Source organism: Mucilaginibacter rubeus (assembly GCF_014643835.1).
Classification (GTDB): domain Bacteria; phylum Bacteroidota; class Bacteroidia; order Sphingobacteriales; family Sphingobacteriaceae; genus Mucilaginibacter; species Mucilaginibacter rubeus.
In genome coordinates this window covers 430,922-444,158 of record NZ_BMKD01000002.1, presented here as the reverse complement: position 1 = coordinate 444,158, position 13,237 = coordinate 430,922, and the positions used below count along the sequence as shown (strand labels likewise).

Here is a 13,237-nt window from a genome sequence, read left to right as displayed (position 1 = left end):
GCCGTCAAACTTTAAGAAAAAACCGTGAGCCATTATAAAGTTAAAAGCAGAATACGTAAAGCTTAAAACTAATAAGTTGGTTATCCGTGTTTGTTCAATTGCTTTATATGCAAAAAAAGACCGCATCATTTGTATATGATGCAGCCTCTTTTGTATTTAGGGGAAAGGATTTTATTTCAATTCGAGCGTTACGATTGATTTTGCAGGCAGATTTACTACCAATTTGTCACCATCTTTTTTAGCGCCGGTAAAAGCGTTAAGGTGAATTTTGTTGGCATCTTTAAATGTATTAATATCTGTTAATTTAGCCGAAGTTAATACCTGGCCGCTAACGGTTTGCCATTTTATATCGCTTAGGTTGGTTGTAATAGTAATGGTATTGTGCGGATCAAGGTTAACTAATGAGATGTGTACCTTGCCGGCCGCATCCTGCGAAGCAGATGCATTTACAGCTTCAATTTTTTTGCCGTCAACTTCGTAATCAGGTACGCTCAACTTAATGGGCAGATATTTGGCATCCTGGTGTACTTTATACATATCAAATACATGATAGGTAGGCGTAAGCACCATTTTTTCTTTATCAGTTAATATCAACGCCTGCAGTACGTTGATGGCTTGTGCAAGTGCAGCCATTCTAACGCGGTCGCTATGGTTATTGAATATATTAAGCGTTGTGCCTGCTATTAAAGCATCGCGCAAGCTATTTTGTTGATACAGAACACCCCAGTTGCCGGGTTCCGGATCGGTCCAGATGCCCCATTCGTCAACAACGAGGGCCACTTTTTTATCCGGGTCATATTTATCCATAATGGCCGAATGTTTGGTAACCAGTTCCTCCATTTTAAGGCAATTTACCATAGTGCTGAAGTATTCTTTTTCGTCAAAGTTAGTTGCCGAACCTTTTTTGCCCCAATTACCTGTTGGTATGGTATAATAATGCAACGATAAACCTGCCATCATACCGCTCGAGATGTTTTTCATGCAAACCTCCGTCCAGCGGTAATCATCTGCATTCGGTCCGCTGGCTATTTTATTTAATTTAGCGCCGGGGTAATCTTTAGCGAATGAAGCATATCGTTTAAAAAGGTCGGAGTAATATTCAGGTGTCATATTACCGCCGCAACCCCAGCTTTCGTTACCTACGCCCCAAAATGTTACTTTATAAGGAGCTGGATGCCCATTCTTTTTGCGTTCCTGTACTACCGTACTGCTGCTGTTTGAGTTAAGATATTCTATCCATTTCGACATTTCGTCAACCGTGCCGCTGCCAACGTTACCGGCAATATAAGGTTCACAACCCAGTAAATCACAAAGTTCCAAAAACTCATGCGTACCAAAGCTATTATCTTCGGTAACACCGCCCCAATTAGTATTTACCATGCGTGGGCGCGCGGTAGCCGGACCAATACCATCGCGCCAGTGATACTCGTCGGCAAAGCATCCGCCGGGCCAGCGCAGGTTAGGGATCTTTATCTTTTTGAGGGCATCAACAATATCAAGCCTGATGCGGTCCTGTTTTTTTACAGGGAGGGTTTTATCAACCCAAAAACCTCCATAAATACCACGGCCAAGGTGTTCGGCAAATTGACCATAAATGTGTTTGCTAATGGTTGTTTTTGAATCGGTACTGATATTAAGTGTACCTGTTTGCCCGAAGGATGCCGAGCTCAATAAGGACAAAGCGATAACGCCGAGGTGTAAAAACGGGTTCTTTTTCATTGAAACTTAGGATTTAACTAATTGTGCAGTAAAGAAAAGAAAAAAAATGAGAATAAGTGTTAAAAGAACAATAAAAAATATTGACCATGATTAGCTTGATTAAAGGATTACCTTGAATTATAAGCATAATTGAATAAAACCGGTGGTTAGCCTTTAAGAAAAGTATTATCAGGGAATCCTTTAATCAAGCTAATCAAGGTTCCTCATAAATTTTTCAAATTCTTCGCTGCTATAATCTGCCGCGCCGGAGTGCTTATAAATAAGCATGCCCTCTTTATCAAATACGAGGGTAGTAGGGATAGTGCCATCCAGTAAAGTGCCGGGTACATTGCTCATTTGTATATATAAAGGTAGGTCGTAGTTGTTTTTAAGCATAAAAGCTTTGGCTTTGGGCAGGTCGTTATCTACATCAACCAAAAGAAAGGCTACTTTTGGATCGTTCCTGAATTTTTTGTAGAGTTCATTTACTTTGGGCATTTCGGCGATGCAGGGAGGGCACCAGGTAGCCCAATAGTTTATAAATACCACTTTAGATTTTAAGGTGCTTAACGATATGGTATTACCGGTTGCATCTTTAAACTGGATATCCGGTACATTGGTAACATTTTCGGGATGCTTAACGTATCCCCCGGGATCGGGCTGGAAAAAGCCCAGCGACATCAATCCCCTGATCAGATGGCCTTTTGCATTTGGATTAAAAATTACCAACAACGCCAATGCCATAATGAGGATGCTGAAAATATTTGAAACCGGGATCTTTTTTTGTTGGCTCATGAAGTGATATTAAGGGCTTGTAAATTCTTTGCTGCTTTGCGCCTTTGCATGAAATTAATTTAATGTTGTAATTTTTCTCTGAGCAAGCCATAAACCCATGTCCCCAAAATAGCGCTTAAAAGCGTAACCGAAGTGACCAAAAAGCCGCTTCCAATCTGCGCAAACAACGGACCGGGGCAGGCACCTGTAATTGCCCAGCCTAAACCAAATATCAACCCGCCATATACGTTGCCCCAGCTAAATTTTTTGTCGGGAATAACGATGGCATCGCCGGTAAGGGTTTTGATCTTATAGCGTTTAATGATCATAACAGAGATCATCCCTACAATAATAGCGCTGCCAATGATACCATACATATGAAACGATTGAAGCCTGAACATTTCCTGGATCCTGAACCACGATATCACTTCTGATTTCACCAGCACTATGCCAAAAAGGAGGCCTGCAAATAGGTATTTGATATTGCGCATATTATAAATGTAATAGGTAGGGTAAAATAAACCAGGTCATGATAAAGCCGCCTGCCATAAAACAGCATGTTGCCACAAGGGATGGCCCCTGCAGGTTGGAGATGCCCATAATGGCGTGGCCTGATGTGCAGCCGCCTGCATACCGGGTGCCAAAGCCTACCAAAAAGCCGCCTATCACCATAAAAATAAAACCTCTTAAGGTAAGGAGCTGATCGAAGCTAAAAACATCTTTTGGCAGTAACCCGTTAAAATCCTTAACGCCCTGTTGCCGCAACACAGCGTGGGTTTGCGGATTAATATCGACCGGGTGATTGGCTGATAAAAATTCCGCGGATATGAAGCCTCCTAAAACGATGCCGGCAACAAAAAACAGGTTCCAGCTTTCCTTTTTCCAATCGTACTTAAAAAAGGAAATATTAGCCGGAATGCATGCCGCGCAGATATGTCTCAGTGATGATGAGATACCAAAAGTTTTATTTCCGATAATAAGCAGGGCAGGTACAATAAGGCCTATCAGCGGGCCGGCTACATACCAGGGCCAGGGTTGGGTTATCAGATCCATAGTTTACGGGTTAATACCCGCAAATATATCTAATGTAGATTGGCAAAATCCTAATTAGGCTGGCGTTTAATTGTGATTGATACAATTTTACTTTTTATTTGTTTTAACAATATTGTTACATATATTTACTGGCAATTATATACCCTAACAAAAATTTCTTTTGGTGAAGAAGCTTATAGCGATACTTTTATTAAACGTACATCTGTTCAATTTGGGCGGATACAGTTTAGTATTTGAGTATTTTATTCACCGGTCCGAAGTGCAAATTGTTAAGCAGATCTATGAAAATAAGGTTGACGCTACCAAACTTGTAGAGATCAAGATTCCTGTACATCTTCCAAAAATCCACAGTTGGAACGGGTACGTGCGCGATCAGGGCCAGTTACAATTAAAAGGTGTTTACTACAACTACCTGCGTTATAAAGTTACACAGGATACCATGTCATTTATTTGTATAGCCAATAGTGTTAAAACCCGTTTGGTTAATGCAAACCTCATTATTGCTAAAGAAATAAGCGATGTGCCCTTAAGTAAAAAGGGGCATGATTCATCGCAAAAAAAGATAAACGCTGGAGGCGAATACAGCTTCCAGATTATGCATTACCAATTCTTATCTTACGGAAGGACATTAAAGGTAAAACCACGCCCTATAGCCTACCATGTAAATTCACCCTTCATCGAGTCACCCGGCAAGCCGCCAAACTCTGCCTGCTGATTATTGCCTGTAAATTATGAGTTAAATTGATTTGTGTGCCTGTATTTTAAGGATACAAACCGTTTTTATCATTTGGCTTTTTGGACTGCACATTGTCTGCGCGCCCTATTTAGGGACAATAGCTTCTTTTTTTACGGCTTTGATCATGCTCTTTAATGCTGAGATATTATCAACAATCGGTGGTTAAGCGATTTCAGTTGATAATGTTGATCCGGCTTTTGTTTTACCATTTTTTTATACCCTTTATTTAAACGTAATGAAATTTATGTCGCTGTATTTTTACAGATGTTGTATTGTAGTTTCTTTTTTAATGGCTGTTGCACAATGTGCCAAAGCCCAAACCGATGCTGACGCATTGATGATCCCTAAAAATTATTTTTGTGCTGCCGCAGTATACACCCATGGGAGTTGGGACCACTACTGGGAGGGTACCTTTAAAAGGGATAATCCAAATTTGGGCACTGTAAGTACCAATGTTTACAGTCTGGGTGGAAATTATGGTCTTTCAAACCGGATCAACCTGCTATTTATGGTGCCTTACGTAACCACCAACGCCTCTGCGGGTACTTTAAGGGGCGAAAAGTCATTTCAGGACCTTATGGTTTCATTTAAATGGATGGCGGTAAAAGAAGAGATAGGCCGCGGTTTATTCAGCGTTCATGCAATTGCTACAGGTAGTTTGCCGTTAGCCAATTATGAGGCCGATTATTTACCCCTATCTGTAGGTTTACATAGTAAAAGTGTAGCGCTCCGTGCGTTGCTTAACTATCAAACAGGCAGATTCTTTGTGGCAGGCTCAGGTCAGTACATTCGCCGCGATAATATTACTATCGATAGAAATTCATACTACACTACCGAAATGCATTACACCAATGAGGTGCAGTTACCAAACGCTACCAACTTTATGTTTAGCAGCGGCTACCGCAGCCTCAAATTTAATGCCGAGGCCACTTTTACAAAGATTACAAGCACAAGCGGCTTTGATATCCGTAAAAACGATATGCCTTTTCCAAGTAACCGCATGAATAGCACAGCTGTTGGTTTAATATTGAAATACAGTTTCCAGTCTATCAGCGGACTTGAGTTTACTGCAGGCGGTAACTATGTTTTAAACGGACGTAATGTAGGCCAAACCCGGTCGGGATTTGCAGGTGTGTACTATGTGTTTAGCACCAAAAAGGAGAAGTAATAACAGGTTGGACAATCAATGATCAATGAAATGAAAAAAACTATACTTAATATATTTACAATCACAGCTTTGGCGGCGGTAACCTTTAGCTCATGCCGAAAGGATATTTTAGACCGTACTTCGCTGTATCCCGCACTTAAACCCTCAAATCTTGACCTTACTGCCGATACCTGGAACCCCGTGCTTGTTAAAGATTTTAGTGTGTTGAACGTAGGCGCGCCTGATGCTGTTACATCACCGGCCTATGTAGCCGATCTGAACGAGATCAAAGGATTACAGAAAAATCTAACCAGTGATCAGCAGTCAAAGATCCAATATTGGAGCGCGGGCTCTGTATTAAGATGGAATGAGATTTTGCGCGAACTGGTAGCCAAACATAATATACCGCCATACCAAAACCCTGATGGTACTTATCCGGCTCCAAGTTCTACCAATCCTTTTAATTACCCTGAATTTCCGTTTTCAAACCCGCCTTATGCTGCACGTGCCTACGCTTATGTAAGTGCTGCACAATATGATGCGCTGATAGCTGCATGGCATTTCAAAAACGTTTATAAACGTACAGCACCATATAAAAATGACTCAGGTGTTAAAGCACTGATCCCGGCATCCGAACTGCCCTCGTACCCAAGCGAGGACGCGGTAGTATCTGGTGCGACATCTGAGATCATGAAATTATTATTCCCTGCGGATGTAGCCTATATACAACAAAAGGTTGATGAAGAAAGATTATACAGGATGGCATCAGGAGCTAATACCCGTGGCGAATTTGCTGCCGGCGAATCGTTAGGCAGGCAGGTAGCCGCCATATTTGCTACCCGCGCCCGTAATGACGGTGCAGGCAAGGCCGGCGGTTCTCCTGCTATCTGGAAAAACTTTGAAACCATCACCGCTGCAAAAGGCGAGCAATTTTGGGTGAGCCTGGAAACCCCCAAAAGGCCACCAATGCTGCCGTTGTTTTCAAAAGTTACGCCTTTCTTGTTCGATTCAACTACTGTAGCTGCAATCAGGCCCCCGGCTCCGTACGCAACAAATTCGGCCGAATTTAAAAAAGAAACAGAAGAAGTATTGTCATTCAGTAAAGACCATAGCCGCGATCATGAAGAGCTGGTTGCTTTCTGGGCCGATGGTGCCGGTACTTATACGCCTACAGGTCACTGGAATGCTATTGCAGCTGATGAATTTGTAAAACAAAATTACAGCGAAGTACGCTGGGCTCGTAACTTTGCCTTGTTAAACATGGCCGAAATGGATGCTGCTATTGTATGCTGGGATACCAAATATTTTTACTTTAACCAGCGTCCTTCGCAAGCCAATCCAAATATCAAAACCTTAACCGGGGTGCCAAACTTCCCGGCTTATACATCAGGCCACTCTAACTTTAGCGGTGCGGCTGCTACTGTGCTAACCTATTTGCTGCCTGATAGGGGGAGTAAATTTACCGATATGGCGCATGCGGCGGCTATGTCGAGGTTGTATGGGGCTATTCATTATCGTAGCGACTGCGAAGTTGGTTTGGTAACCGGAAATAAAGTTGGCCAGTACGCAGTTAACAGAGGGAAGGCTGATAGGGCAGACGCAAAATAACAGGATGTTGAATTGAGGACGAATAAACAATGCGCAGCTTAACAAACGATCAGAAAATATATCACACGCTTCGCCTGGCTGTAGTTATGTGCTTTATAGGGCACGGTTGCTTTGGTATTATTACCAAACAAATCTGGTGTAACTACTTTGGTGTTTTCGGTATCGGTAAAGAAATGGCCTATACACTGATGCCTTATGTAGGTACCGTGGATATATTAATGGGCATTTCTATGCTGGTTTATCCAACCCGTGCCATAGCTGCATGGCTGGTGGTTTGGGGACTGGCTACTGCATCTATGCGCCCACTGTCGGGCGAACCTTTTGCCGAGTTCATTGAACGTGCCGGCAACTATGGTGCACCGTTTGCTTTACTGTTGGTACAGGGAGGGTTCCCATTAGGTAAAAAACAATGGTTTGCCCATATGGATGATAATGTTAGTATCAATGCCGAAACCCTGGCTAAAGTTATTACCTGGTTAAGGGTATTTGCATTTTTGCTGCTAATAGGCCATGGCTGGCTCAACCTTATCCAAAAGCAAGGTTTATTAAGTCAATACCATACGCTTGGTTTTGCTGAACCGGCTAAAACGGCTCAGTTTGTTGGCTTGTTTGAAGTGCTGGCTGCGTTAACAGTGCTTATTCGTCCTTTTAAAAATATACTCCTCGTTTTTATTATATGGAAAATATCCAGCGAGCTCTTTTATCCAAAATACGAAATGTTTGAGTGGATAGAACGCGGCGGCAGCTACGGTGTATTGCTGGCCTTATGGTTTGCGGTTAAAAAAGCACCGGCTGGTTATGTTCTCTGGCCTTTTAAACATACATCACATTTAAGAGCAAGCTAAATCACCAAAACATAAAAAAGCTTATTGAACAGGGTGAAAAATTACCCTGCTTTGTAAACATATTAACTAAACAATTGCAAATGCACACAAATACTTATAATACTATGAAAAAACTGGTACTGAAATTTATTGGCGTTACAACGGTCATCATATTTGCAACCTTTGCAAAGGCAAATGCACAAGGCTGCGTTGCCATCAGGAGCACAGGCGGCTTATGCACTATGGATGAACATCCTGATAGTGTTTCCAACAATGGCAGCTGGCTGTTAAACAGCAATAACCGTTACTTTCGCTCGTATAAACACTTTGTTGGTACCAAGGAGCAAAAACAACGAATTCAACAAGGAACTAATGTAATTAATCATTCATATACACAAGATCTTACTTTAACCCGCATATTTAATAACCGTTGGTCGTTTGCTGTTGATTTACCTATAGTTGATAACAGCCGCTCATCATTATATGAGCATGGAGGTAAGGAGCGTTTGGAAACACATTCCTTTGGTTTGGGCGATGTACGTTTAACCGCTTACGCCTGGTTGCTAAACCCAGCAAAAGCCCGCCGCGGAAATATCCAGGTTGGTTTGGGTTTAAAACTGCCAACCGGAAACTACAACTATCAGGATTATTTTTATCATACAGCTGCCAACGATGGCAAAACGCTTGGACCGGTTGATCAATCCATTCAGTTGGGTGACGGCGGAACCGGTATCACCACCGAGATCAATACCTATTACAATTTTACACACAGCTTTGGTCTGTATGGCGGCTTTTACTACCTGATTAGTCCAAGGGAGCAAAATGGTGTATCATCGGCCCGTGGCGGTACACCAAGTGCCAAAGCGGTTGCTAACGGCAGCGATGTTATGAGCGTGCCCGACCAGGTAATGATCCGCGGCGGTGCAAGCTACGGCGTCAGCAAGTTTGATTTTTCAGCCGGTATACGTTACGAATGCCTGCCGGTGCATGACCTGGTAGGGGGCAGTAATGGCTTCCGCAGGCCTGGATATATCATCTCTGCCGAGCCTGGCGTTACCTATCGTGTTAAATCATTTTCAATTTATGCTTTTGTACCTGTAGCCTTAAAACGCGACCGTACGCAAAGCGTACCGGATAAAATTACAACCCGCTTAACAGGAACTTATGCCCAGGGTGATGCTGCATTTGCAGATTATGCCATTAACGTGGGGGTAACTTTTAGAATTAAATAGAAAATTGGTTTTGTTGATTTTAAAGTCGGGATTGAGACCCCGACTTTATTTAACCACTGCTTAAGGTGCAATTACATTTAAACAACATATTATGAAACATACTTTACAATTTCTTTTTTGCACGGCGACGTGCCTGCTGCTTACCTATACCGGTGTACACGCGCAAGGCTGCGTTGCCATTAAAGGAGATGGCCCGTTCAGTAACATGGAACATACTACGCAGGACACTTCATACAAAGGTTGGGAGCTCACCGCTTCATGGCGCTATTTTAAATCGTTTCGCCACTTTAAGGGCAGCGACGAGCAGAAGCAGCGCCTGGTGATAGGTAACGAGGTGATCAACCATCAGCATACTTTTGATCTAAATCTTACCCGTAATTTTAACCAGTATTGGTCAGTATCTGTTGGTGTACCTTATCTTGTTAATACCCGCTCTTCATTATATGAGCACGGCGGTAAAGAGCGCCATAATTCATACTCGCAGGGTATTGGCGATGCCCGCATCGTTGTTAACAGGTGGTTGTTTGATAGCCGTAAAACCAGGGGAAATATCCAGGTTGGTTTAGGTATCAAGTTGCCTACCGGCGATTTTAATTATAAATCACATTTTTACAATGTCATCCCTTCCGAGCGCCCTGTTGATCAATCCATCCAGTTAGGCGATGGTGGCCTGGGCATCATTGCCGAAGCAAACGGTTACCTGGGTTTTGGCAGCGGCTTTAGCGGGTATACTAACTTGTACTATATGAGTAATCCGCGCAATACCAACGGCACCCGCACTTATCGTGAAACTTTGAGCTCATCACTGGCCAACGAAGCTATTTCAAGTGTGCCCGATCAGTATCTGGCTCGTTTAGGTGTTAATTATACCATAGCGCATGTGTTTACCATATCTGCAGGTGGCCGTATTGAAGGGATCCCTGTTCATGACCTGATAGGTAAAAGCGATGCTTTCCGCCGTCCGGGTTATATCATTTCTGCAGAGCCTGCCCTGAGCTATGCATTTAAAAGGGTAAATATCTTTGCCAGCGTGCCCATCGCCCTGAAACGCGACCGCACACAAAGTGTTACTGATAAAGAAAACTCGATAGCCACCGGTAAATACGTTATCGGCGACGCGGCATTTGCCGATTATGCTATCAATTTTGGTGTGTCGTTTAAATTTTGAGATTATATATACTACTTAGTTGATTTGGTGAAGCCGGGAGTGAGATCCCCGGCTTTTTTATTTAAAACTAATTTTTCCGAATTAAATTCTCTTCGGCAGACAGCATTCGTGTAAAATTATTTTTTATGGATACTTTTTTACTTAAAAACAATAGTTTTACGTTCATGAACACTCCCGAAGAAAACTTTGCAGCGCTGGGTTTAAATCTGCCGCCTGCACCAAAGCCGCTTGGCGTTTATAAACCATGTTTAGTTGATGGTAAATATTTATACCTGTCGGGCCATGGTCCGGTACAGGATGATGCTTCGCTGATTATTGGCCGCATTGGTGAAACAGTAAGCCAGGAAGATGGCAAGCTTGCTGCACAACAGGTTGGTTTAACTATGCTCGCTACCATTAAAGCCAACATCGGCAGTTTTAATAAAATTAAACGTGTTATAAAAGTGCTGGGTATGGTTAACTGTACACCCGAATTTGAAAAGCACCCATTCATCATAAATGGCGCAAGCGAACTTTTTGCCAAAATTTGGGGCGAGGAGAACGGCATAGGCGTACGCAGCGCGGTGGGTATGGGCTCATTACCTGATAATATCCCCGTTGAAATTGAAGCGCTGTTTGAATTAGAATAAAATCTACAATTTCCATTCTGGAGAGACGCATAATTGCGTCTCCCGCTTGCAGAGGCACCATAAGGGCGGCTCTGGATGTTCGAAGACGCAATTATGCGTCTTTACATGAAAAAATATTAAACCCATGACGCCCAACTGGTATAATATACAGGATGTTGATAAGCTGGATACCCCGGCAATGGTTGTTTATCCCGACAGGGTTAAAACAAACATTATTAGGCTCACCGACATGATCGGTGATGTTGCCCGTTTGCGCCCACATGTTAAAACCTATAAAAATGCTGAGGTTACTGGTTTGCTGCTGGAAGCCGGCATCCGTAAGTTCAAATGCGCCACCATCGCCGAGGCCGAACTGCTGGCCATAAACAAGGCCCCCGATGTTTTGCTGGCTTACCAACCCCTGGGGCCTAAACTGCACCGTTTCATCAGGCTGATCCATGCTTATCCGCACACGCGTTTTTCGTGTTTGGTTGATAACTCCACATCGGCAAAGGAGATTTCTGACGAAGCGGTAAGATTTAATGCCAATATCGACGTATACCTGGATTTGAACGTAGGCATGAACCGCACCGGTATAACGCCTGGTTTTGAAGCCCTTCAGCTTTATATGGACTGCGGCGTACTGCCGGGCATTAACCCCGTGGGTTTGCATGCCTATGATGGCCACATCCATGATGTAGACCTGCAGAAACGGGCCGAACGCTGTAATTTTGCGTTTGATCCTGTGCTTAAATTGCAGCAAACTATAAAAAGTAAAGGTTACCCCGAACCGGTTATCGTAGCAGGAGGCTCACCAACTTTTCCTATCCATGCCAAACGTAATTATGTTGAATGCAGCCCGGGTACGTTTGTTTACTGGGATAAAGGTTACCAGGTGGGAATGCCTGAGCAGGACTTTTTACCTGCAGCATTGATTGTTACCCGGGTGATTTCCCTGCCCGGCCCAACAAAGCTTTGTCTGGATGTGGGGCATAAGTCGATATCGGCTGAAAACGAATTAAGCAAACGTATTTATTTTTTAAATGCGCAGGAGCTTTACCCGGTGAGCCAAAGCGAAGAACATTTGGTGGTTGAGGCAGGCGATAATCATCAATATCAAATAGGCGATGTGCTTTACGGCATTCCGCACCATGTTTGCCCTACGGTTGCGTTGTATGAGCGCGTTTATACTATCGAAAACGAAAATGTTACCGGTGAGTGGCTTAACAAGGCCCGCGACCGCAAAATTACCATCTAAATACCCCTGATACCATGTTTGTTATAGATGCCCATTTAGATTTAAGCATGAACGCCCTGGAGTGGAACCGCGACCTTACGCGCCCGCTTGCTGAAGTAAACCAACGCGAAGAAGGCTTAACCGATAAGCCAGATCGTGCCAACGCTGTTGTTACCTTGCCCGAATTGCGTAAAGGGAATATTGGCCTGGTAGTAGCTACCCAGATAGGGCGTTATGTAGCGCCGGATAATCCGTTGCCCGGCTGGCATTCGCCCGAGCAGGCCTGGGCACAAACCCAGGGACAAGTAGCCTGGTACAGGGCTATGGAAGATGCAGGCGAAATGGTGCAGGTGAATGATCTGCCGTCGCTTGAAAAACACCTGGAACTTTGGAATGATGGTACCCCGGCAGAAAAAAAGCCGGTGGGGTATATTTTAAGTTTGGAAGGTGCCGATTCGATAGTGACGGTTCAGCATTTGGAACGGGCTTATAATTATGGCTTGCGGGCTGTTGGTCCGGCGCATTATGGCCCCGGCAGGTATGCTCAGGGTACTGATGCTACCGGCTATATGGGGCCTAAAGGTCATGAGTTGCTTAAAGAAATGGAGCGGCTGAATATCATTTTAGATGCTACCCATCTCTGCGATGACAGTTTTTGGGAAGCACTTGATCATTTTAACGGGCACGTTTGGGCAAGTCATAACAATTGCCGGGCACTGGTAAATCATAACCGCCAGTACAGCGATGAGATGATCAAAGCCCTTATCGACCGCGGCGCAGTGATCGGCGCCGCCCTTGATGCCTGGATGATGGTGCCCGGATGGGTAAGGGGTGTATCTACCCCAAAAGGAATGAACTGTAATATGGAAGTTATGGTTGATCATATCGATCATATTTGCCAGATTGCCGGTAATGCCCTGCACGTAGGTATGGGTACTGATTTGGATGGCGCTTTCGGACGTGAGCAATGCCCTTATGACCTTGAAACCATTGCCGATCTGCAAAAAGTGCCCGATCTGTTAAAGAGACGCGGTTATACTGATGAGGATATTCAAAATATGATGCACGGCAACTGGCTCAGGTTTTTAAGGAATGCATGGGCGTAAATCAGTTGGCAGTTTTTAGTTTGCAGTGGGCTGTGCAGCATGTTAA

Annotated in this window: 13 protein-coding genes; 9 read left to right on the top strand and 4 right to left on the bottom strand. The window is 43.7% G+C overall.

What is annotated here, in order from left to right:
• Nucleotides 1-171 precede the first annotated feature (171 nt).
• From IEX80_RS08325 to IEX80_RS08310, 4 genes are all read right to left on the bottom strand, one after another.
• Nucleotides 172-1,719, bottom strand: a complete 1,548-nt coding sequence (locus IEX80_RS08325; RefSeq protein ID WP_090526922.1) for an alpha-N-arabinofuranosidase — start codon at nt 1,717-1,719, stop codon at nt 172-174.
• Between the two features lie 189 nt (nt 1,720-1,908).
• Entirely contained in the window at nt 1,909-2,493 is a 585-nt protein-coding gene (locus IEX80_RS08320; protein ID WP_176627505.1) for a TlpA family protein disulfide reductase, read from the bottom strand.
• A 59-nt stretch (nt 2,494-2,552) separates the two neighbouring features.
• Nucleotides 2,553-2,963, bottom strand: coding sequence for a DUF6691 family protein (locus tag IEX80_RS08315; protein WP_090526928.1), 411 nt, complete (start codon nt 2,961-2,963; stop codon nt 2,553-2,555).
• Between the two features lies 1 nt (nt 2,964).
• On the bottom strand, nt 2,965-3,525 hold the full coding sequence (locus IEX80_RS08310) for a YeeE/YedE family protein (RefSeq protein WP_090526930.1): 561 nt from the start codon (nt 3,523-3,525) through the stop codon (nt 2,965-2,967).
• A 163-nt stretch (nt 3,526-3,688) separates the two neighbouring features.
• Between IEX80_RS08310 and IEX80_RS08305 the strand changes: the two genes are divergently transcribed.
• From IEX80_RS08305 to IEX80_RS08265, 9 genes are all read left to right on the top strand, one after another.
• Complete coding sequence (locus IEX80_RS08305; protein WP_139159965.1) at nt 3,689-4,240, top strand: hypothetical protein; 552 nt, start codon at nt 3,689-3,691, stop codon at nt 4,238-4,240.
• 310 nt (nt 4,241-4,550) lie between these two features.
• The gene (locus IEX80_RS08300) at nt 4,551-5,429 is read left to right on the top strand and encodes a transporter (RefSeq protein ID WP_188832628.1); all 879 of its coding nucleotides are present in this window, start codon (nt 4,551-4,553) and stop codon (nt 5,427-5,429) included.
• A 30-nt stretch (nt 5,430-5,459) separates the two neighbouring features.
• Complete coding sequence (locus tag IEX80_RS08295; RefSeq protein WP_188832627.1) at nt 5,460-7,016, top strand: vanadium-dependent haloperoxidase; 1,557 nt, start codon at nt 5,460-5,462, stop codon at nt 7,014-7,016.
• Between the two features lie 29 nt (nt 7,017-7,045).
• Entirely contained in the window at nt 7,046-7,861 is an 816-nt protein-coding gene (locus tag IEX80_RS08290) for a hypothetical protein (RefSeq protein WP_188832626.1), read from the top strand.
• A 104-nt stretch (nt 7,862-7,965) separates the two neighbouring features.
• Nucleotides 7,966-9,072 carry a hypothetical protein gene (locus IEX80_RS08285; protein WP_188832625.1) on the top strand — a complete coding sequence of 369 codons (1,107 nt, stop codon included), beginning with the start codon at nt 7,966-7,968 and terminating at the stop codon, nt 9,070-9,072.
• Nucleotides 9,073-9,163: 91 nt separating this feature from the next.
• Entirely contained in the window at nt 9,164-10,240 is a 1,077-nt protein-coding gene (locus IEX80_RS08280; protein ID WP_188832624.1) for a hypothetical protein, read from the top strand.
• A gap of 125 nt (nt 10,241-10,365) precedes the next feature.
• Nucleotides 10,366-10,869, top strand: coding sequence for a RidA family protein (locus IEX80_RS08275; protein WP_223266270.1), 504 nt, complete (start codon nt 10,366-10,368; stop codon nt 10,867-10,869).
• A 124-nt stretch (nt 10,870-10,993) separates the two neighbouring features.
• Entirely contained in the window at nt 10,994-12,106 is a 1,113-nt protein-coding gene (locus tag IEX80_RS08270; protein WP_176627501.1) for a D-TA family PLP-dependent enzyme, read from the top strand.
• Between the two features lie 14 nt (nt 12,107-12,120).
• Nucleotides 12,121-13,191 (top strand): dipeptidase, encoded by a 1,071-nt coding sequence (locus IEX80_RS08265; RefSeq protein WP_176627500.1) that lies wholly within the window; start codon nt 12,121-12,123, stop codon nt 13,189-13,191.
• The last annotated feature ends 46 nt before the right edge of the window (nt 13,192-13,237 follow it).